Below are 21,034 nucleotides of genomic sequence, written 5' to 3'. Positions count from 1 at the left end.
GGATCGAGGTTACTCCGAGGAGTGGGACTCACCGCGAGGCTCCCCGTGAGGACGAGGTGTCGCTTTTTCCCTTCGATAACTTCAACGAAAACTCGCTTAAGTTCCACAGGGAGAACACAGGGAAGTGGTGGAGGTGGTCAACTCGAAGCTGGGGTCACCAACAAGTTCGGTCGAACTCGAGGTAAGGGGAGAGGCAGGACGTGCCGGGCTCTCCCTAATCCCTTCTGGGGACTTGGAAACTCTTCCTTTGGTGGAGAGGTGGGAGCGGTGTCGGTCGACTAGGGGTGGTTAACCCTGACGGAGGTCAAGACGGGGATCTGCGCCTTCAGGAAGGGCGTGGGCGTCGACGTAATGGAGGTTCAACAGACGTTTTACGACTTGGTGTCCGAGTCGACAGCAACTAGGATGAGGAGGGAGTTCCCCTTCGAGTTCACGGTGAAGGCCTCGCAGGTGATCACTCACGAGATCACGAGTCCCACCTACAGGAGGACGAAGAAGTTCGTAGGGAGGCCAGAGAACTACGGGAGGTTCAAGGTTAATCGGGACACGGAGAGGGCCCTAGAGTACACCTTGAAGGTAGCCAAGGTCCTCAACGCGAGTGTAGTAGTCTTCCAGACTCCGCCTTCCTTTCACCCGACGGAGGAGAACCTCAGGTCGATGAAGGAGTTCTCAACCCTTCTCGACAGGAGCTTCCTTTACGCGTGGGAACATCGAGGGGAAGGGTGGAGCGACGAGTTGGTGAGTAGAGTTCTCTCCGAAACCGGTTTCCTCCACGCGGTCGATCCCTTCAGGAGGAGGTCCCTATCGTCACTGAAGTACTACAGGCTCCACGGAATAGGGGACAAGGAGGTCAACTACAGGTACAGGTACACGGAGCAAGACTTCGAGGTCCTGGTCAACGCCCTGGGAGAGGACCTGAACTACGTCATGTTCAACAACGTCCACATGATTAGGAACGCTCTGGAGTTCAAGGAGTACTTGGAGAGGAGGCACAAAGGGAGTCCACCTGTTCGAGCCTGAAACACCGTACGACTGCGGTACATCGGTTTCGGAGCCTCCTTCACGAAAATGGGGTTCGGAGGTGAAGCCTCGCCTCTCGAGCGGACTCGGAGACCTCCTTCGTGCGGGCTTAGATATCGTTTCGAGAAACTACTCTTACGACGGTCGCCTACTCGTCGAGCACCACCGAGGCACCTAGGTCGGAGCGCGAGTTCGCGACGTACGCCCGCTTCCCCAGCCGAGTACGTAAGGTAACGGAGTCCGTTCCCGTCGCGGGGTGGGAGCCACTTCGGTGGAGCTCCCTCCCTGGGGCAAGGTTGAGTGGTGGAAAGGGAAGCTCCGTCCTTCAGGGGTATCGCTCACGGCTAACTGAAGTGAGGGGCCTTTCGTCCAAGAGAAGGACGGTCGCCTCGAAGTCTCCCCACAGATCTACATTAGTTCGCTAAAAGCTCCTATTCTCCAGCGTCCTTTCGCGTTCGTTTGCTCGTGTGAGAGGAGAAGACGTTCGCCGACAGCAGGTACGTCGAGGACGACCCAGTCGTGTCTTCTCCCGTCCCCAGCGCTGTACGACATCAGAGCTTGACTACGACGCCCCCTTAAACGTCCCGAGGAGATCGGGGCTGGGAAGGTCCTCGGTGGGGGCTTCGCCTCCCACACTACGGGTGAGGCAGTCCCCTCCGCGAGGGTGAGTTCGCCAGTCTTGATGTATCGAACGAGTTGAGCTATTCGACGTCGCAGGCTATCTCGGGGGAAGGGCGTAGGTGGAGTTGTTCGGGCCTCGAGGTCTGTTCCACCGAACTCGAAACAAACTATTTTACCTCACCCCTTAGAGTTAGTTGAGTGGAGTTCAAGGAAAGTCGAACTTCGAAAGAGGAGGTGTTGAGGAGGGCGGAGGAGTACGTTTCCAGGGACATGGACCCGCTGAGTGGTAGGATGTGGGGCCACGTGTACGTGTTGGGGGCCCCTGACGTGATCGAGCTGGGGAAGGCCCTCTACCTCAAGTTCATGGATAAGACTATGCTGGACTTCACTGTGTACCCGAGCGTACTCAGGATGGAGAACGAGCTAGTGGGAATGGTCTCTTCTCTCCTTCACGGCGACGACGAAGTGGTGGGGAACTTCACCTACGGTGGCACCGAGAGCATAATTCTGGCGATGAAGGCGGCCAGGGAGCGATTCGAGAGAAGCAGTTCTGGGACACCGGAAATAGTACTACCGGCGACGGCCCACCCGGCGTTCAGGAAGGCCGCCGAATACTTGGGGATGAGGGTGGTCACCGTCAAGGTAGACGGGCAATTTAGGGCAGACCTGGAGGACGTGAAGGGGAAGTTGGGAGGTAACACCGTAGCGCTGATCGCTTCGGCTCCCAACTATCCCTTCGGCACCGTGGACGACGTACAGGCCATGGCAGAGCTGGCGCTGGATCGCGGGGTGTGGTTCCACGTGGACGCGTGTGTGGGAGGTTTCCTTCTCCCCTTCCTGAGGGAGTTGGGAGAGGACGTACCTCCCTTCGACTTCTCCTTGGAGGGAGTGAGCTCCGTGTCGGCTGACCTGCACAAGTACGGCTACGCCCCCGCGGCGCCTCTATCGTCCTCTTCAGGAACGCCGAGCTCAGGGAGGGCACTGTCTTCGCCGCGTCCAAGTGGCCGGGTTACCCGGTAGTTAACACGGCCGTGCTCTCGACGAGGTCTGCTGGTACCCTGGCGGCCTCGTGGGGCATACTTATTTACTTGGGAAGGGAAGGTTATAGGGAACTGGCCAAGAGAGTGTTGGACGCCAGGAGGAGGATGGAGACCGGATTGAGGAATCTAGGCTACAAGGTGCTGGGCGAGCCCAAGTCGGGCATATTGGCCTTCACCTCCGACGAGCGCGATCTGGCCGCTCTGCCGCGGGAGATGAGGAAGCTCAACTGGTTCGTTCAGTATCAGCCCGGGTCCAGAGAGATGGGGTTCCCCAAGAGCATCCACTTAACCGTGGCCCCTGGACACGACGTCTTGGTGGATCAGTTCCTAAAGGACCTCTCTTCCGTTAGTCTCACGGTGGAAGAGGAAATCAGACTCCCCGAGGGGGATCTCGTACGGGCTTTGGGGATAGAGGAGGGGAAGCTCCCAGAGGATTTCACGGTGATAAACAGGCTCATGCACGAGGCTCCGCCCGACCTCGTGGAGGAAGTGCTCAAGACTGCTGTGAATAGGTACCTCTTCAAACCCCCAAGTTCAGGGCCCTGAACGTCCCCCTGAGCTTCCTATAGGCCTCCCTGAACAGAACGAACTTGGCCTCGAGTTCGGCCGCCTCTCGGCCCGGCTCGAACTTCCTGTCCACCTTGAACTTAGCCACGGCGTCCTCGAAACTAGGGTAAACTCCCATTCCCACTGAGGCAATTGCGGCGAGTCCCCTCACACCCGCCAGCTGTGGGTCCGAGAGCCTCTTCACTCGTAGTTTCAGGGCACTGGAGAGGAGCTGACACCACGTGTCGAAGAGTGCCCCTCCTCCTATTACGTTCACCTCTCTCACCCTCCCCACCAACCTCTCAACGTAGGGGAAGACCCACTTCACGTTCAACGCGACTCCCTCCATCACGGCCCTGAGTACTTCCCCCCTCTCCGTGTCGAGGGTGAGGTTTATGAGCCCTCCCCTGACGTTGGGATCGTCCACGGGGGACCTCTCCCCGTAAAGCCACGGGAGGAAGAGGAGGGCAGTGCGATCCACTGAAGAGACCATCCTCTCCACCTCGCCGTAGTCCTCCACCCCGAGCGTCCTCATCACCCACTCCAGCGCACCCGCTGCGACTTCCTGCTCCGCCACGGTGAGGTACCTCCCAGGTATCGCACTCAGGATGCTCCCGACGTAGTGGAACACGTCAACCCTCCTCTTCGAGGAGTGGGCCGCCACCCAATCGCTCGTCCCCAGGTAGACGTGCACCTCCCCTTCCCTGACGGCCCCTGAGCCCACTGCGGCTGCGGTGAGGTCGCCCGCACCGACGAAGACCGGTACCTCCCGCACCCCGAGGCGAGACGCCACTTCGGCCCTCAACTTCCCTGCGACATCGGTTGAGTTCCTGATCTCTGGGAGGAGGTCTTCCCTCACTCCGTACTTCCTCAGGATCTCCCTAGACCACGCGGCCCTGTTCCTCCTGGTGTCCGCCATCCAGGTCAAGCTGGCCTCGTCGTGTCCAGTCACGAACGCCCCGGTGCTCCTGCTCAGGAGGAACCCCTTAACGTCTAGGAGCTTCCTGGCCCTTGAGAGGACTTGGGGCTCGTTCTCAGCCAACCAGACGACCTTGGATATAACGTCCTTCCCCGTCCTGCTGGGAGCTCCTCCCGTGACTCTGAGGAACTTGATTAGTCTGGGGATGGAATACCCTTGCAGTTTCAGGGGGCCACTCCACAATTCCCTCGGAAGGCCAGCGGCCCTCTCGTCGAGCCATATTATGGCTGGCCTCAATGGCAGTCCCTCCTCGTCCACTGGGACTACCCCCGCCATGTGAGCATCGAAGGTCAACCCCCTCACTTCCTCACCCACCCTCTCCTCCGTTACCTTTCTACCAAGTGTGAGGAGTTCTTCCCAGAGCCTCTCGAGGTCCTGTTCAGCCCAACCGGGCCTCGGGTAAGCGACGGTGGACCTGATCGACGACTGCGCCACCGGCTCGAAGTCCTTCAGAGAGAGAGCGGCGCATTTAATCGAAGTCGTACCTACGTCGAAGGCCAGTACTACCCCCTCAGTTAACTCGCCCCACCTCGCTCAACGTGAAAGAGATCCCCAGGGCCGAGACGTCGAGGAGAGTTACCATGACTAGGGAGGGAAGGAATGGGTTCTTGGGGAAGAGGGAGGGGTTGGCCAGGGCTCCCATGGCGACTATTAGTACCACCGCCCCCACCTGAGCTAGGAGCCACATAACGCTCTGGGCCGTCCCCGTCAACCTCTCCCCCACTATTTGACTCGAATAGTCCAACCCTATCGGTAGCGAGGAGATTAGGAAGAAGCCTAGTACTAAAGACGAGGCCAGCAGGACGGGGAGACTGTAGCTCAGGGAGATCACAGTTAGAGCCACCGCCGACACTCCGAAGTTGATCAGGAAGAAGGGTTTCCTCCTCCTCACCTTGTCGGAGAGGGAAGGGATCACGACGGAGCCCACAATTCCTCCCACCAAAATTGCGGCCGCCACTGTCCCGCTCTCGGTGACGGGAATACCCCTAGGAACTAGGGCGCTCTCTATCCAAGTGAGGAGTCCTGTGAAGAACCCAACCCCTATGAAGAATAGGGCCCCCAACTTGAGGAAACTCCTGGAGCCTAGGAGCTTCCTCAACTCCGCCAGATCGACGCTCTCCTCCTCCTCAGGGGAAGGCCTCTCCTTGGCCAGGAGTACGAAGAGGACGGCTCCCGCTACCGCCACGGCGCCGTAAAGTGCTAGCATTCTCTGGAACTCGACGAAGTTCGCGGTGGGGACTAGGAGAGGAGTGACTACGAGAGCCGCAATGAGCCCCGCGAACTGTCCTATTGTGGCCAGTCCCGTGGCCAGCCCCCTCTCGCCCTGAGGGAACCACTGGGTGACGAGTTTGGAGATCACGGCGTACACGAAGGGCTGACCCACTCCCGCTGCTGACTGGAACGCCAGGAGGAGGAAGAAGTCCCTCCCAGCTAGGATCCTCAGGACCGAGAAGAAAGCCATCACACTAGCGCCCAGAGTCACTGCCGCCTTGAATCCACGCGCGTCGGTGAGGAGGCCGGCGGGCACCGAGAACGGTATGAAAATGAGGGGCCACGTGGCGGACAGTAGCCCCACCAGCTGTTCCGAGACGCCGAAAATGTCCGTCACTATGGGGGTAGTTATGGAGGCGAAGTTGAGCCAAAGCAGCTGCGACACAGCCGCAACGACCATGTAGCACCCCAACACCACCCACCTGTAGGAGCTCGACATCGCGTTCTCCCCTCACGCTCCCCGTGAAGGACTCCCGGTTAGAGGCAACTCCACCCCGGTTCTCAGACTAGACTTCGTCGTTCCTGAGTGAAGCGAGGCCTGGTCCCTGGGCGAGTTGAACTCCGAAATCTCTCTATCCCACTCTTCTAATAAACTCTGGGTATCCCGGACTGGTGACTCGCAGATCGTTGAGGCCGTTACGACAGTTCCGTTAGATACCTTGAACCATCCTAGGGTTCCTATAGTCTGTATATGGCCCGAAGGTGAATCTGTCGTAGAGCGGAAGTGTGACTGACGTCTCGTCGTCTTTATACACACCCGTTCAGCGATTTTCGAAAGCGAGAGGAATAACTCCTTCCATTTCGCGGAGAACCGCTTGTGCGAGACCAGAACTTCACTGTTGGAATTCACGTCGACGTTCCGGAGAAACCTAGTTCCGCCTTCCACCGAGTTTACGTATAGGAAATGGGAGAGGTTACGATCACCCCCACGGAAACCCACCCTTACGCCTCCGTCTTTTCCCCATCTCATCAATAAAGTTTGGAATAAAAAAGGATATAAAGTACGCTTCTCCCTGAAGGGCCTCCCCTTCTCACGCGAATTGAGACAGGACGCTTTTTCGAGGTCCGGTGAAAGTGGAGTAGGACTAACCTTTTAGAGTTCTAGGTAGGCGTCTCTCGTGGACTTCCAACGTTTTGCCTCAGTCTATTCAAAACAGTTTCACCCGAGGGATCGGTTATTCGTTCGGTGTAGTCCAAGGTCTGGCGGCGCTCCCTGGGTGAGCATGTCCGGGATGACCGTGTCTACCACGTCGCTTATGGGCATGAGATCTGGGGACACCTTAAGGCACCCCTACTTGGCTTACGTCCCCGCCGCGCCTAGTACAATGGGGGGAGTTACACTAACTTCTTACAAACTGGGGGTTGAGGGGGCGGAAACCCTCGCCCTTCACGGGGGTGTAGCCCCCTCCACCCCTCCGTCTAAATTTCCCTGGTTGGCGCCAACGACGCCCCTCCCCCCAGATCGATCGGGGTTTCGACGAAAACGAGGGAGGGGCGACCGCGTTCTCCCTCAATGGACTTCACGGAGGAAAGTCCCACCTTCGAGTGGGGTCCCTCCCCGATCCACTCTACTGCCCACCAGGGACGTGAACCCGAACAGAGGGTGGGAAAGACGAGCCAAAGGAGGGGAACCCTTCCAGTGCTGGGAGGAGGTCACTTGGCGGCACTTCTCATTAGAGTGATCCGTGTCCTGGTGGAAGGGTCGCCCCAGTTGTGTTCTCGTACGACGGCGAACCCGCTTCCTTGGACTCGAAGCATAGGAAGGGGTGTGAACGTTTCGCTCATCGTGGAGATTCCTCCCAATTTACGGTGTGGAGAAGGGGACTTCCTCAGGTAGACCCATGGCCCCACGAACGAGAGATGCGAACCGACACGGGGACGACGAAGTCCGTTGGAAGACAATCTAAAACTGGACTCAGAGGAGTACTCGAAGTCCCGCCTATCTGTCAGCTTCTATCTGTTCTAGACCTCCCTGGGTCCTCGGTTTCCCGTCCCCCGCCAGACTCAACACTATCCTCTCCGCGGAGAAGTCCTCCAGGAGGGAGTTCTCCCCTCCCACCAACACTTTACGTCCGGAGGACTCGTCCAACAACTCGAAGTTTATAACCTCGGAGTCGACGTTGACTTTAGATGGCACCCCCCTCAACTTCGCTCTCTCCCCTCCCTTCAGGAACTCCCCTTCGACCTCCACCTCCAGGCTAAGGCCGGCCTCTAACGCCTTCATTATCTCCCACGTGGCGAACCTGTGCGAGAAGAAAACCACCGGGAAGTCCTCTGGCCTAAGCCCCCTCCTGAAAACCGGGGTGGAGTTCCTCCAGCCCTCGAAGTAGTAGTGAAGGAAGAAGAGGGTCATGAACTTATCCTTGAAGACGTATCCGTAAACAGAAGTGGACTCCCCTGAGAGGGACATCATTCTAGGCATGAAGACGCACTGCTCAACGTCCGGAGCCACCAAGTAGAACTGCCCCAGTTGGTTCGCCCTCACCTCGGTGACACCCGACTCCCTGAGCTCCTGGACTAGGTCCTCTGGAGCGGAGGGATAGAGCATGACGTAGGCCTTCACTCCCCGGGATGACGCAGCCCTCAATTGCCTCAACAATCTCCTCAGGAGTTGTGGAGTGGTCTCTATGTAGAGTTCGTTGGAGGCGTCTTGAACGAGGGAGTTGGAGTTGTCTATAACACTCTCCATCCCCCTAGTCACCCAGATGAGGTTCCTCCTGGTGGGGTTATCTCCTGACCCCTTGGAGAGGGCTTCCAGGATAGACTTCTTCCTCCTCGAGTATTCCCTCTCCAACCTCTCCAGTATGACCGAGGGCCTCTCAGGAACGTAGAGTTTAGGCTTGCTCTCCTGGACGTTGACGAAGCCCTTCCTCACAAGTGAGGCGAGGACGTTGTAGAGTTGTGGTTGGTGGATGGATAGCCCGGAGATCATGTCCTTGGCTGTGGCGCTGCCGTGCTCCATGAGGTAGGCCAGGACCGATGCCTCCCTCCTGGACAGGCCGAGGTATGTCAGCGACTCCTCTAACTCCCCACCCATGACTTTCAACTATTTTTTCTAGCAGCTAAAAAGGCTTTTTTCTTCGATGAAAGCTGACGTCTGCCTTTTTAAAGTGAACGTGGTTGTTTCTCTCGTGATCTACACCGACACCTGGGTTGAGGAGGACCTCAGAACGGACTTACCTTACTTCGATTGGGGGTTGAGAGCCTACTTCGTGGGTAGGCCCAACTCCCCCGCAAAGATCGGATTCCACCTCCCAGGGAAGATGGGTGGATTCTGGGTCCCCCCACTGAAGGCCTTGGACGGGTACGAAGTGAGGTGGGGAGGCCCAGTGAGGGTCCTCTCCGTCCTCGTTTCCAGGACCCACGTCGAGAAGGTACTGGCCCTAGGACACCACGTGGTAAGGGTGGACGAACTAGTCTCGACCAGAGGGGGGTGCATGATCCTAAAGATCTCCGGTGCCCCAGCAGGTTCCTCGCTGGTACTCCACGTCCAGGTTATACCAGTTTGGTTCTCCGAGAGGCCGGAGGACAGGGTGGTCACCTCCGAGGTTGGGGACGTCGTCCTAGTGGAAGAGGAGAAGTTCGGCGGCGCTGTGGCGGTGAGGACTGAGCCGGTCCTCAAGGCGAGGGTCGAAGGAGGTGAGTTGGAACTTAAGCTGGCCCCGGAGAGCCTGGTGACCGTCTGTGCCTCACCTGAGGGCCGGGGAAAGGTCCTCGGGGAGGTTCGGGTGAAGTACGAGGATGAGCTGAGGGCGAAGGAGGAACTCGTCCAATCGATGACGAGGTGGACCAAGTTGAGTCCCGATCCCCTAGGGACTCTAGTGGAGTGGACTAAGCTGAACGTGTTGTGGTCGCTCCACCACCAGCCTGGCCTAGGCACAGGTCTAGTGGCGGGGATCCCAGACTACCCCTGGTTCTTCGGCGTCGACACTTCACTCTCCCTTCCCGGCGTCCTCTTAACCGGACTCTTCCAGGAGGCCAAGGAATCGTTCTCCCTCCTCTACAGTCTGGCCTCGAGGAACGGGTGGAGGGTGCCACACGAGGTGGTGACGAACGGGAGGACTTACAACTACGGTGACCTCGAGGAGACTCCTCTCCTCGTGATCAACCTATGGGACGTGTACCACATGACGGGCGACGAGGAGTTCGTGAGGGCTCACCTAGATGGCGTCACCAGGATGATGTACGACTACTTCTCAAAGGACGTGTTGGTACCGGAGGGGCCGGGAGTCATGGAAGACGAGGGAAGGGGGTATGGTGTGAAGATCGACGTAGCCACCTTCGCCTACCTTGCCTACATGAAGCTCGCTGAACTCCACGAGCTCTTTGGAGACGTGAGACTCGCGGCGGACTCCGTGAAGAGGGGAGAGGAGGTCGCCAAACTCATAGATCAGTTCTGGAGCGAGGAGGAGGGAACTTACGCCGACACCCTGAGGGAAGGGAGGAAGGAGGTGAAGGGGTTCTGGGTTTCCTTCCTCCCCCTCTTGGCCGGAGTCGCAAGTGAGGAGAGGGCGAGGAGGGTCGTACAGAGGACGTTGAACGATTGGGAGGGGGGAGTGAAGGTCAGGACGGATGGGAACGTGACCATGCAAATAGGCAACTCCCTCTTCGCCATGGCGTGCTTCAATTACGGTCTGGGAGAGCTGGGGTGGAGGATCGTCAAGTTGAACTTGGACTCCTTCTCTTCCCGCTCTCCTGGCGCGTTCCCGGAGACTTTGAGGGGAGATGGGTGTTTTCTCCAGCTCTGGTCGGCGGCCTCCACACTGCAAGCGTTGATGGAGGGTCTCCTAGGGATGAGGGTGGATCACGTCGAGAGGACGGTTCGCTTCAGGCCGAGGGTGAGGCTAGACGAAGTTAGGATCACAGGCCTGAGGGTAGGAGAGGACTCCCTCCACCTCACAGTTAAGGGTGGGGTAGTTGAGGGGAAGTCCGAGAGGGGACTCTACAAGATCACTGACTAGCCAACTTCAATGCACGTCCAGCCTGCTGGCCCATTCCCTCATCTCTCATTACGTCCAGCACGAGGGTCGACCATCCGAAGTCTACTGCCCCCATTGGCTCTCCTGTTGAACTGTCGTAGTTCTCCCTGCACGTCGTACCCATGGTATCGACCAACCTCCTGGCTAGGACGGAGGCCTCTTCCCTGAAGCCATAGTACCTCAGCCCCTTGTAGGTGAACCACACCAAGTTCACCCAGGACCTACCCCTCCAGTACCCCCGTGGGTCGTACTTCGGGTCGTCGGCGCTAACTGTGGGGAGGGGGAAGTGGGTCCAGAACTCCTTAGGATCGAAGATGTGGGAGACTAGGGCCTCGGCCTGTTCAACGTCGGCGAGCCCGGCGAAGAGAGGCATGAAGGCAGCAGGGGTTTTCACTCTGGACTTCACGTGCCCCGGCAAGAGGTCGTAGAACAGCCCTCTCTCTCCGTCCCACATGAGCGTCCTCACCATTCTCCCCGTCGCTGAGGCCTTCTCCTCGAACCTCCTCGCCAGTTCTTCTTCCCCGAGCTTCCTGGCTATCCAGGAGATCACCCTCCTCTGCTTGTAGACGAGGGAGTTGAGGTCCACCGCCTCCACAGGCTCCATACCCTCCCCCCTCTTCACCTCGTCCCACCTCACGCTGTCGTCCCACCCGCTCTCCAACGGGTGGACGTAAGAGTAGAGGGAGTCTCCGTCCTCGTCCCGGCTCCTCTCCAGCCACCTGTCGTAACTCACCAACGCCTCGAGAGCTAGCTTGGCGAACCTGTCGTCCCACTTCTCCGACAGGACTCTCTCCACCGCCACCGCGAGAACCGGTGGCTGAGTGGTTGGGGGTGAGTAGTCGTCCACTCCCCAAAAGTCCCTGCACTTGGCCCTGGAGAGGAATATCTCGTGTGGGATCCTCCCGTCGGGTCTCTGAGAGGTCAGGAGGTTCTCCAGTTCTTGGGCGGCGAGATCGGGATCGTAAAGCGAGAGCACCACGGCGTGGAAGGACGAGTCCCACAACCACTGGTGCCTGAACGTGTATTTGCTGGGAACAGTGAAAGGGGCCCTCAGGACGGGATGTCTAACGCTCACTCTGTTTGAGAGGATGACGTACCAGCAGTAGTCCCATAGGGGATGTCCGTTCCACACCCTCTGGAGAGACCTAGATAGCTCCTCTCTCCTAGCGGACTCGAGATCCTTCCCTGATCCTAGAAGCGACCTGGCCCTCTCTAGGGCTTTGCTATCTCCCCCGGCCACCGCCACTTCGATTCCGTCGTCGTAGCTCACCTCGTAGGAGTTGCCTCCCACCTTCAACTTCCCTCCAGTTACGAGGGCCAACGTCCAACCCTCGGATGAGATCGCGAACCCCCCTTCGACTTCGGTCAGTTCAGCCCCAGACTGTGACGGCTTGACCTCACCCCTGAGGGACCCTCTCCCAGAGGAGAGCGAGTAATGGAGGGAGTCCCCGTGGACTGTCAGGCTCTCCACTACTCCGTCTTTCCACTCTCTCCTCACTCCTCCGAGATCCCAGACGGATCTCCTCCACCTCCCCTTATTCCCTACTAGGAAGGAGGACGACTCCACGAACTCCCCAAGGTAGAACTCCGACACCCCAAGTCCGTCTGGGTTCAACCTGCACGCGATCAGGTTCCCCGACAATTCCAGCTTGTTGACTAACCTCACATTTGGGGGATCGTCGAGGTGAAATATATCTTAGCTTGCTCAATCAAAGAATATACTACAGCCGGATAGTATAGTATGACAAAGTTTATATTCTCCTCAAACGTCAATAAGATGGGTGTCAAGGTGGGAAACCTTCACTCGAAGAGGAACAGTGGAAGGAGACGGAGAGGTATCGCGGGGTGGATCTACGCCGTCGTGGCGATAGTGATAGTGGCGGCGGCGGTGGGAGCGTACGCCGTGATGAGCAGGTCCTCGGCGACCCCAGCCAAACCAGTCGACATAGTGTTCTCTGGGTGGGTGTCCAGCGGCGAGGAGTACCAGTTCGACGTCCAGATGGTCGACGTCTTCAACCAAATGAACCCCGACATACACGTGAGTTTCGAGCCCATTACAGGTAACTACTACTCCACCCTCGCCACGAGACTGTCAACGGGGACGGGGCCGGCCGTCTTCTATATGGAGAACACGGAGTTGCCCAAGTTCGCCTCGGCCGGTTACCTCCTGAACCTAGAGCCGTACCTGAAGTCAGACCCCAGTTACAACCTATCCGACTTCATACCCAGCATTATAGACACATTCTATTACAAAGGTGGTCTCTACGCGGCCCCCAAGGACTACTCGGTCCTCGCAGTCTTCTACAACAAAGAGCTCCTCTCTGAGGCAGGGCTCGCTCCACCTCCTCAGAACTGGAACTGGAGCACTTACCAACACTACCTCGAGGTGCTCAAGCAGAAGCTACCTCAGGGGTACTACCCCACTGTGATAGACCCGGCGTGGGCGAGGATACTCGCGTTCATACACGAGGCGGGTGGGAACTGGATAAACTCCCAGGGTACAGGCACGCCCTCCAACACCACCCCCATACTCCAGGCCCTGGAGTTCTACTACGGACTGTACAAGAGCGGCCTTGCACAACTGAGTTCTTCCCTTCCCGCTGGGTGGGCTGGGGGAGACTTCGCCACTGGGAAAGTCGCTATGGTGATAAGTGGGAATTGGGCCATACCAGTGCTGGAAAGCAACAGCTCCAACGTTTCCGCGGGAGAGTGGGGAGTGCAGTGGATGCCCTCCGACGTCCAGAGGGGGACCATGCTGTTCACTGTGGGGTTGGCAGTCAATGCTCACCTCACTCCCGCCCAAACAGCGGCCGCTGTGAAGTTCGTGGAGTTCTTCACTGGGCCGGAGGGACAGTTCATGTGGGTGATGAAGGGACTGGCCCTCCCCACTAGGCTGTCGATACTTCACAACCAGACCTACATCAATGCGAACCCGGTGGCCGCATACATGGCGGAGCAGTTCCCGTTCGCCTACGGCTGGGCCTACAACACGACCAACTGGGACGCCGTCCACACCGAAGTCCACGACGTAGTGGAGAACCTCTTCGCTGGCACCGTGACAGTGCAGCAGGCCTACCAGGAGATAGTCTCCGATACGAACCAAGTGCTATCCAACGCCACTGCAGGTGGGTGAGTTGGGACGAGAGAAAGTCCCTAGGGAGGAGAAGCTGACCGCGTACGCCTTCGTCTTACCTTCCATACTCTTAGTTACCATTTTTCTCCTCTTTCCGGCCGTTTACTCCTTCGTTATCAGTTTACTCCATTACGACCTTCTCTTTCACGTGGTCTACTTCGTGGGACTCAGGAACTACGAGCAGGTGGCGAGCTCAGGCCTCTTCTGGCTCTCCATGTTACACGCCCTGGAGTACACCGCAGTGGTCGTCACTACCCAGACCTTCCTGGCGTTCGGGATGGCCTATCTCTTCAACAGTAGAGGCGTGCTCACTAGGATCACGAGGGCGGTAGTGTTCGTCCCCGCCGTCACTTCCTCTGCTGTGATGTCCGTCCTCTTCATATGGGTGTTCTCGCCCCAAGGTCTCCTCAACTCCTTCCTCGGATTGTTCGGAGTGAGGGGCCCTAACTGGCTCTTCAGCACCACGTGGGCCTTCCCCGCGATAATGGCCCTAAACGTGTTCAGTACCGCCCCCTACTTCATGGTCATGTACATCGCGGGGTTCCAGGCCATCCCGAGATCCATAATAGAGGCCGCGGAGATAGACGGGGTTAGGGGAGCCTTCCGGAAGATGAGGTACATCTACTTCCCGCTCCTGAAGTTCACCACCCTCTTGGTTGTTATTCTGGGGGTGATAGGTTCTATGCAACTCTTCGATCAGGTCTACATAATGACCGACGGAGGTCCCGGTACGTCCACCTACGTCCCCCTGATATACATATACGACCAAGCGTTCGTGTTCAACAACTTCGGGGCGGCCGCAGCTGCCTCCTTCATACTCTTCGTCATAATAATGGTGCTCACCGTCCTGCAGAGGAGGTTCATAGGGGAGGGCAGGTGGACGTGACCCGATCGAGCAAGTTGAGGTGGATCGTCGTAGCCGCGCAGGTGGCACTGGCGCTAATCTACGTGATCCCGTTCTATTGGATGTTCGTGAAGTCGTTCAGCGACGACATATTCCCCAACCTCCCCGCCGACCTCATTCCCAAGGTGCAGACCCTCGGCAACTACCTTTACGTCTGGCACTTCGGGGACTTCCCGGTCTGGTACCTGAACAGCGTAGTGATAGCACTGGCTGTTACTGGAGGGAACGTCCTGCTGGGCTCCTTGGCGGGCTACGCTTTCGCCAGGCTGAGGTTCCCCGGGAGGGACGTCCTCTTCTACCTGGTGTTGGCGACCCTCATGGTTCCGTTCCCCTTGGTCATGATCTCCGAGTACATACTGATGGTTAACATAGGGTGGGTTAACAGCTACCAGGGGGTCGTCGTTCCTTCTCTCACCTCGGCGCTCAGCGTCTTCCTCATGAGGCAGTACTTCACCACTTTGCCTACCGAGCTGGAGGACGCCGCCAGGTTGGACGGTCTCTCCACCTTCCAAATATTCTACAAGGTCGCTGCCCCCCTCGCGAGGCCCGCAATGGCTGCCACCGCCATATTCTCCTTCATAGGGGCGTGGAACTCGTTCCTCTGGCCCCTGTTAGTCCTCCAGTCCCAACACATGTTCACCCTTCCACTGGCCATAAACTTCTTTAAGGGGGCCAACGGCACCCAGATATACTGGAACCAGATGACAGCTGCGGAAGTTTTGTCCATGATTCCGACCCTTCTGATATACGCGGTGTTCGAGAGGTACTTCACCCAGGGCATCGCATTGACGGGAATAAAGAGGTGATGAGATGGTAGTGGAAGTCAAGGGGATCACCAAGTACTTCGGGGAGACTAAGGCCCTCGACGACGTTAACCTCAGGTTCGAAGACGGTGAGATATTCGTCCTCCTAGGTCCGTCAGGCTGCGGTAAGACCACCCTCCTGAGGGTGATAGCGGGCCTCCTGGAGCCAGACAGGGGGGAAGTAGTAGTGAACGGGAAGGTTGTGAACGGCGTCCCTCCGGCCGACAGGAACGTGGCCATGGTCTTCCAGAACTACGCGCTATACCCCCACATGACGGTCTACGAGAACATCGCCCTGAACATGAAGGTGAGAGGTGTGAGGAGGGAGGTCATCGACGAGAAGGTGAGGAGGGTGGCCAAGGTACTCAAGATAGAGCAGCTCCTCTTCAAGAGGCCGGGACAACTCTCGGGCGGACAGGCCCAGAGGGTGGCCCTCGCGAGGGCGATGGTCAGGGACCCTAGCGTGTACCTCATGGATGAGCCCCTGAGCAACCTAGACGCGAAGCTGAGGGTGGAGGCCAGGGCCGAGATAAAGAGGATGAAGGAGATGGTAAACGTGCCCATAGTCTACGTCACTCACGACCAGGTTGAGGCGATGAGCCTAGGGGACAAGGTGGCCGTGATGAACGAGGGGAGGGTCCTACAGGTGGGCACTCCCCTGGAGCTCTACGATAGGCCTAGGAACGTCTTCGTTGCCACCTTCGTGGGGAATCCACCCATGAACGTGATCCCCCAGATCGCCTTCAGTTCCTCAGGGGGGTCGAGATCCCACCCTCCATGGGGAAATACAGGGTGGGAGTGAGGCCCTCCAGGCTCAGACCTGGTGAGGGGCAGGTCAGCCTCAAAGCGAGGGTGGAGTTCGTCGAGCCGCTGGGAGACCAAACGTTGATCCACTGCAGGGTGGGAGACCTCCCCTTGGTTGCCACGGCCGAGGCCTCTTGGACGGCGAAGGAAGGTTCGGAGGTGGTACTTGGAACCACAGTGGACGCCCTCTACTGGTTCGACGAGGAGGGGAACGCGAAGTACGTCACTGAGGGGTTGAACACCGCCTGAGTCACCGTGATGTTCTTTTCTATAAGTTGAGTTTAAATATTACTGGAGGGAGGAGTTCACATGGCGAGGGTGGTAGTCGTCGGTGCGGGGAACGGGGGCGCGGTGACGGCCAACCTGTTGAGTTCCAAAGGCCTGGACGTCGTTGTGGTGGATCCCTCTCCTCAACACGTGTATCAACCTGGCCTCCTGGACCTAGCCCTGGGAGAGGACCTGGCCGTGTCGAGGCCGATACAGGACGTGGTGATGGCTCCCGTGCTGAGGGACAGGGCGAGGAAAGTGAGGGTGGAGGACCACTCCGTGTTGGTCGGGGACAAGGAGATCGTGTACGACTACCTCGTACTCGCGCCGGGAGTGGAGAGCGTGGAAGTCCCCCTCCCTGCCTGGCACACCGTCGACGGGGCCTTGAGTATCAGGGAAAGGATCCGTTCCTTCTCAGGGACTAAGATAGTGGTGGGCTACTGGGGAGTTGTGAAGTGCCCCGCCGCCCCTTTCGAGATGGCCTTCTCCCTCAAACTCAGGTACCCTAAGGCCGAAGTAACGCTGTTGAACCCTGTCTCCTCCCCTCCAGAGCTAATGAGACCTATGTCGGAAGCCTTGGGGAAGAGAGCGAGGGAACTGGGAGTGAGGGTGATGAGGGGCTTCACGGTCTCGAGGGTAGATACGGGTTCGAGGACTATCGAGTCCGAGTCTGGGGAGAGGGTGGAGTACGACCTCGCCCTCTTGGACCCGCCCGTCAAGGTGGGGAAGGAGTTCAAGGAACTCGCGAAGGGAGACTTCATCCCCGTTGACGAGAGGTTGAGGTACGGGAGATACGACGACGTATTCGTGGTCGGGGACGCCAACGGCCTCACCTTCCCACCGAAGACAGGGGGGAAGGCGCACTACGAGGCCAAGGTGGCGGCCTGGAACGTCTTAGCGAAGGTGAACGGATGGGAGGAGAGGAAGTACGACGGGAGGGCAATGTGTGCCATCTACGGTGGAGGAGACGGTTTCCTAGTCAGGATGGACTTCTCCGGGAGTAGGGTTCTCGGTCCAAACAAGGCCTTCAAGGACCTCAAGAGGGCCTTCGCGTCCCTCTACTGGGCGACGCTCAAGGGGGTCTTCCCCTAGGCGCCTCTGTCGCTGGCCTTGAACCGACGTGGTCCCGGGAGTTGAAGGAGGGTGAAGGTGTGACGTCGAGTTTGAACAAGAGCAGGCGTTCTCGCCTCTAGAGCGTTCTTCAACGACCTCTGGCCTAGTACGCGTCATCCCCCCTCCAACCTCTTCATGTCGTCGTCGGAGAGCTTCACTTCTAAGGCAGCCAAGTTCTCCTCTACGTGTCTGGGGCTCGACACCCCCACTATCGGTATCACCGTCACTCCCGTGGAGTGTCCCTTCCTTATGAGCCAAGCCAGCGCCACCTGGGAGACGGTGGCACCCTTCTCCCTAGCAACCTCCTCCAGGGTCGTCAAGGTCTTCACGGAGGACTGTGTGAAGTACCTGGACCTCAACTCCTCAACCGCCTCCGCCCTCGAGAGCGCCGGGACGTTCCATTGTCCGTCCTTGAAGTACTTCCCCGTCAACACTCCCTGAGCCAGGGGCGAGTAAGCCATGACTGCCATCCCGTACCTCCTGGCCACAGGCAGCCCAGCAGACTCTATCCCCCTCTCTAGGAGGTTGTAAAGTTCCTGCATAGAGACGAATCCCTCCATTCCCCTCCTCGACGCGATCTCTTGGAACTCGACCACCTCGTGGGGCGGGTGGTTGCTCACCCCGAGGTAGTTCACGTAACCCCCCTGGAGGAGCCAGTTCAGAGTGGTGAGGGTCTCCTCCTTAGGGGTGTCGGGGTCGGCCCAATGGAGCTGGTACAGGTCCACGTAGTCGGTGTTGAGTCTCTTCAGGCTCTCCCTCAGTTGCCACCTCACGTGTTTCCTGGAGAGCCCCTCCCCGTTGGGCCACGGAGCCATTTGGCCCCTCACTTTCGTCGCTAAGACGACAGACTCCCTGTCCACCTGGGAGAGGAACTTGCCCACTATCCTCTCCGCGTTCCCCACGTGGTTCAGATCGGTCTTCTGCATTCCCCCGTGGTACCTATTCGACGTGTCGATGAAGTTTATCCCCAAGTCGTACGCCACCTTCATGGCCTTTACCGAGGCCTCTGCGTCTACCTCGTAAACCCCGTACTGATCCCTCCTCCCGGTGAGGGGTAGATGCCAAGTACCGAGACACAACCTAGAAACCTTGACTCCCGAGTTACCCAACCTAACGTACTCCATATCTAAGGGTGTGTTGTTAGAGTAATTAAGGAGGAGGGTTAACATTGACGTCACTCTAAGCGTGAAATCTGACTGGACGTCCCTAGCGGGAGTGAGGACGTCCCACCCGTTCGACGAGCCTCAGGGACGAGTAACGAACTGAGGGCAGAGAGGTCCTTAAACGGCTTCTTGAGCTCGAAACCTTGAACCGTCTACGAGGGCAGTGAGCTTGGGAGCGTCGCAGTAGGTAGGGCCCTACGAGTCCTAACGTATTGCCGAACTAGGGACCCTGAAACGACCCACACTCCTTCCCAACTCCCTCGCGGTGGCTGCAGTGAAGGGAGGGACTTCGAGTGGAGATCTGTCGACGGTCCCGCAGCTTCACCCCGTGCTCCTTAGACTACCGATTTACCTCTAAACTGAGCGACGTAGTAGATGTTGAGAGCCTTTACATAACCTCCTCCACGGTTTCCTCGATCCATTCTAGTTCGTGGGACGGGAGTGCTATGAAGTCGTTTTGCCAACAATCCAGGGATAACGTGTGTTCCGAAGCTCTAGGGAGTCAGGCTGATCTAACGTGTGAGGAAGGGTACCCTAGAACTTCCCCTCTGGGCGGTCGAGCTCTGTGGAGGGAGATGGGTGCCAGTCTACTCTCGAGTACAGGTCACCCGAGGAGGTAGGGGGTCCACAGGTCTTCCACAGAGTTCACAACATCGCCTCGCTTTACGTCATATCGTCGATCTCCTTACCCCCTTCACGAAGGCCTTCGAGTCGAGCTTAACACGCCGAGGAGACCCGGAGAATTCTTATATACGTGAGGGGACCGAACTCACTGTGTGAAGTGGCCTTTAATCCTAGCGGTCGTATTGCTCGTAACGGGCTCCGTGATTTCGGCATACTGGAGGGACCAGGTCAACTCAGGGGGAACCGTTCAGTCTAAGCTCTTCTATCTCGCCCTCGATCTAAGTTCGACCAGAGTAAGATACGGAGGGTGGGTGGAGGTGAACGTCACCCTGTTCTACAGAGGGGACGTGAACTACACGGTGCCTGCCACAACGGCGTCTTCCTTTGGGTACCCTTACCCTTGTCAGTACGACACTTACCTACTTAGCGCGGAAGTGCTACAGGGCTACTACACGGCCCTCAACTACACAGGTGGGAAACCACTCAAGCTATACCCCTACTGGGTCGCGTTTTGCCCATTCTCGGTGCCACCGTCCAGTCTGACCTTCCTTCCCCACTCTGACGAGGTCTCCCTCAACTACGGCTCCAAGGGCCCCTCCACCACCCTTTTCCGTGAGGAGATTGTTCTGAACGTGAGCAGCGTGTTCGCTGGTCCAGGCCTCGAGGCAGAGCCGTTGGCTCCCGGCGTCTACACCGTTGTGGCGTGGAACTTCATAGGGCAGGTAGTCACTGCTCACTTCGTAGTACAGGACAGGTAAGACCCTCGAGACTTCTCACCATCTGCCGAGAGTCCTCTTGGCCGAGAGTCCTCTTGGAAAGTTAGCGCCGGTAGACTGTTTTCGCTCACGTCGTCGACTGTTTGACGGGCTCCATATTCGCAACGCCAGGACCGAGCTACGTTCTAGCACAGCCTTCAGCCTCCACTTACTGGACCTTCCTACCCGCTAGGTTTGGGATTCGTCCTCTCCTCATACCTCCGAGAGGAACCTTCTTTCGGTCCCTCACTCAGGGCACCGTCCCTCTGCTTATATAAAACTTTTTTTATCGTAATACCACGAAATGGCCTTGTAGTGAATTCTAGATTTTTCAGTTGTTCCTTAATAAGAGTTTCGTTCTGGCGACCGTCCCTTCCTGTCTTGTTAACTTAGTCTACGATAGAAACGCTTACTCATGAATTCCGCGAGTATATTACATGAGGAACCAAAATAAAGGAGGTGAAAGGTGATGGCCCCAAGCAACGCTGAGCTCGGGAACAGTTAAATAGTAATAGGAGGTTGTTAGGTAAAAGTGGTTTTGTATTTAGTTGACTCTGCTAGTTTCTATACACTCTAGGCTCTTAGGGGAGAGTTCTCTTTGTGAACAGTTATCAGACTTAGAAGTGCACCTCTAATGGGTTGGGCAAGAAGATCCCCTTAACTTCTGAACGATAGGGATAAGGGCTTTCAACCTAAGGTCCCTAGCTTAACTCACTTAATCAAGCCTCCCTACAGAAAGGAATCTTCGTTACCGCACTGAAAGTATCAAAGACTTTGTAAATGGTTACTTCACCCTGGAGTCCTTAATACCTCTTTTCTCCCGTCGCAACTATCTTTAATCACAGTCGCACTTATAGTCGACAGGAACCTTATCCCTTAATGAAGTTAGGCCTTTCGTAGTTTCCCGTTCTGGGGATTCACGTAAGTTTACGGTGGGGCAGAAGTTTCAGAAGACCGGAGATAGGTCCTACGACTCGCACAGGAATTCACAGTTCGTCGTCCCAACTGGAA

At 57.5% G+C, this 21,034-nt stretch carries 16 protein-coding genes; 11 read left to right on the top strand and 5 right to left on the bottom strand.

Features of this window, described 5'->3' with window-relative positions; translation table 11 throughout:
* Nucleotides 1-336 precede the first annotated feature (336 nt).
* The 3 genes from HS1genome_RS09155 to HS1genome_RS12820 all read left to right on the top strand — a co-directional run bounded on the left by HS1genome_RS09155 (nucleotide 337) and on the right by HS1genome_RS12820 (nucleotide 3,227).
* Entirely contained in the window at nucleotides 337-1,020 is a 684-nt protein-coding gene (locus HS1genome_RS09155; protein ID WP_229768151.1) for a DUF72 domain-containing protein, read from the top strand.
* A gap of 819 nt (nucleotides 1,021-1,839) precedes the next feature.
* Entirely contained in the window at nucleotides 1,840-2,661 is an 822-nt protein-coding gene (locus HS1genome_RS12825) for a pyridoxal phosphate-dependent decarboxylase family protein (RefSeq protein ID WP_232018752.1), read from the top strand.
* An 11-nt stretch (nucleotides 2,662-2,672) separates the two neighbouring features.
* A complete protein-coding gene (locus HS1genome_RS12820) occupies nucleotides 2,673-3,227 on the top strand; it encodes a hypothetical protein (protein WP_232018751.1) in 555 nt (184 codons plus the stop codon).
* On the opposite strand, the gene HS1genome_RS09145 is transcribed toward HS1genome_RS12820, so the two are convergent.
* The 3 genes from HS1genome_RS09145 to HS1genome_RS09135 form a co-directional block, all read right to left on the bottom strand.
* Nucleotides 3,202-4,707 (bottom strand): xylulokinase, encoded by a 1,506-nt coding sequence (locus HS1genome_RS09145; RefSeq protein WP_126450649.1) that lies wholly within the window; start codon nucleotides 4,705-4,707, stop codon nucleotides 3,202-3,204. The genes HS1genome_RS12820 and HS1genome_RS09145 overlap by 26 nt on opposite strands.
* 10 nt (nucleotides 4,708-4,717) lie before the next feature.
* On the bottom strand, nucleotides 4,718-5,917 hold the full coding sequence (locus HS1genome_RS09140; protein WP_229768154.1) for an MFS transporter: 1,200 nt from the start codon (nucleotides 5,915-5,917) through the stop codon (nucleotides 4,718-4,720).
* Nucleotides 5,918-7,417: 1,500 nt separating this feature from the next.
* A complete protein-coding gene (locus HS1genome_RS09135) occupies nucleotides 7,418-8,515 on the bottom strand; it encodes a TrmB family transcriptional regulator (protein WP_126450647.1) in 1,098 nt (365 codons plus the stop codon).
* A 46-nt stretch (nucleotides 8,516-8,561) separates the two neighbouring features.
* Here HS1genome_RS09135 and HS1genome_RS09130 point away from each other — a divergent pair, with 46 nt between their 5' ends.
* Nucleotides 8,562-10,439 carry an amylo-alpha-1,6-glucosidase gene (locus HS1genome_RS09130; protein WP_126450646.1) on the top strand — a complete coding sequence of 626 codons (1,878 nt, stop codon included), beginning with the start codon at nucleotides 8,562-8,564 and terminating at the stop codon, nucleotides 10,437-10,439.
* On the opposite strand, the gene HS1genome_RS09125 is transcribed toward HS1genome_RS09130, so the two are convergent.
* The gene (locus HS1genome_RS09125) at nucleotides 10,429-12,123 is read right to left on the bottom strand and encodes an amylo-alpha-1,6-glucosidase (protein WP_158613774.1); all 1,695 of its coding nucleotides are present in this window, start codon (nucleotides 12,121-12,123) and stop codon (nucleotides 10,429-10,431) included. The two genes, HS1genome_RS09130 and HS1genome_RS09125, sit on opposite strands and share 11 nt — an antisense overlap.
* A 111-nt stretch (nucleotides 12,124-12,234) precedes the next feature.
* Here HS1genome_RS09125 and HS1genome_RS09120 point away from each other — a divergent pair, with 111 nt between their 5' ends.
* Genes HS1genome_RS09120 through HS1genome_RS09095 form a run of 6 tightly spaced genes read left to right on the top strand, consistent with a single transcriptional unit; the run spans nucleotide 12,235 to nucleotide 17,460 of the window.
* Entirely contained in the window at nucleotides 12,235-13,590 is a 1,356-nt protein-coding gene (locus tag HS1genome_RS09120; protein WP_197721485.1) for an ABC transporter substrate-binding protein, read from the top strand.
* Between the two features lies 1 nt (nucleotide 13,591).
* The gene (locus HS1genome_RS09115; RefSeq protein WP_197721484.1) at nucleotides 13,592-14,476 is read left to right on the top strand and encodes a carbohydrate ABC transporter permease; all 885 of its coding nucleotides are present in this window, start codon (nucleotides 13,592-13,594) and stop codon (nucleotides 14,474-14,476) included.
* Complete coding sequence (locus HS1genome_RS09110) at nucleotides 14,467-15,300, top strand: carbohydrate ABC transporter permease (protein WP_126450640.1); 834 nt, start codon at nucleotides 14,467-14,469, stop codon at nucleotides 15,298-15,300. Before HS1genome_RS09115 ends, HS1genome_RS09110 begins: the two co-directional genes overlap by 10 nt.
* A 4-nt stretch (nucleotides 15,301-15,304) precedes the next feature.
* Complete coding sequence (locus HS1genome_RS09105) at nucleotides 15,305-16,099, top strand: ABC transporter ATP-binding protein (protein WP_126450638.1); 795 nt, start codon at nucleotides 15,305-15,307, stop codon at nucleotides 16,097-16,099.
* Nucleotides 16,075-16,350 (top strand): TOBE domain-containing protein, encoded by a 276-nt coding sequence (locus tag HS1genome_RS09100; RefSeq protein ID WP_126450636.1) that lies wholly within the window; start codon nucleotides 16,075-16,077, stop codon nucleotides 16,348-16,350. Before HS1genome_RS09105 ends, HS1genome_RS09100 begins: the two co-directional genes overlap by 25 nt.
* Nucleotides 16,351-16,410: 60 nt before the next feature.
* Nucleotides 16,411-17,460 carry an NAD(P)/FAD-dependent oxidoreductase gene (locus tag HS1genome_RS09095; RefSeq protein ID WP_126450634.1) on the top strand — a complete coding sequence of 350 codons (1,050 nt, stop codon included), beginning with the start codon at nucleotides 16,411-16,413 and terminating at the stop codon, nucleotides 17,458-17,460.
* A gap of 134 nt (nucleotides 17,461-17,594) precedes the next feature.
* Here HS1genome_RS09095 and HS1genome_RS09090 read toward each other — a convergent pair whose 3' ends face one another.
* Nucleotides 17,595-18,605: an aldo/keto reductase gene (locus HS1genome_RS09090; protein ID WP_126450632.1), complete on the bottom strand. Its 1,011-nt coding sequence runs from the start codon at nucleotides 18,603-18,605 to the stop codon at nucleotides 17,595-17,597.
* 815 nt (nucleotides 18,606-19,420) lie between these two features.
* Between HS1genome_RS09090 and HS1genome_RS09085 the strand changes: the two genes are divergently transcribed.
* Nucleotides 19,421-20,026 (top strand): hypothetical protein, encoded by a 606-nt coding sequence (locus HS1genome_RS09085; protein ID WP_126450630.1) that lies wholly within the window; start codon nucleotides 19,421-19,423, stop codon nucleotides 20,024-20,026.
* Nucleotides 20,027-21,034 lie beyond the last annotated feature (1,008 nt).

Origin of the sequence: Sulfodiicoccus acidiphilus (assembly GCF_003967175.1) — an archaeon.
Lineage (GTDB): Archaea > Thermoproteota > Thermoprotei_A > Sulfolobales > Sulfolobaceae > Sulfodiicoccus > Sulfodiicoccus acidiphilus.
Note: the sequence above shows the minus strand (reverse complement) of the source record. Positions and strands in the feature narration are given on the sequence as shown.

Coding starts and splice junctions, on each gene's coding strand:
- HS1genome_RS09140 (WP_229768154.1), bottom strand. CDS start 5,917: ATGTCGAGCTCCTACAGGTGGGTGGTGTTGGGGTGCTACATGGTCGTT.
- HS1genome_RS09135 (WP_126450647.1), bottom strand. CDS start 8,515: ATGGGTGGGGAGTTAGAGGAGTCGCTGACATACCTCGGCCTGTCCAGG.
- HS1genome_RS09130 (WP_126450646.1), top strand. CDS start 8,562: ATGAAAGCTGACGTCTGCCTTTTTAAAGTGAACGTGGTTGTTTCTCTC.
- HS1genome_RS09120 (WP_197721485.1), top strand. CDS start 12,235: ATGGGTGTCAAGGTGGGAAACCTTCACTCGAAGAGGAACAGTGGAAGG.
- HS1genome_RS09105 (WP_126450638.1), top strand. CDS start 15,305: ATGGTAGTGGAAGTCAAGGGGATCACCAAGTACTTCGGGGAGACTAAG.
- HS1genome_RS09100 (WP_126450636.1), top strand. CDS start 16,075: ATGGGGAAATACAGGGTGGGAGTGAGGCCCTCCAGGCTCAGACCTGGT.
- HS1genome_RS09095 (WP_126450634.1), top strand. CDS start 16,411: ATGGCGAGGGTGGTAGTCGTCGGTGCGGGGAACGGGGGCGCGGTGACG.
- HS1genome_RS09090 (WP_126450632.1), bottom strand. CDS start 18,605: ATGGAGTACGTTAGGTTGGGTAACTCGGGAGTCAAGGTTTCTAGGTTG.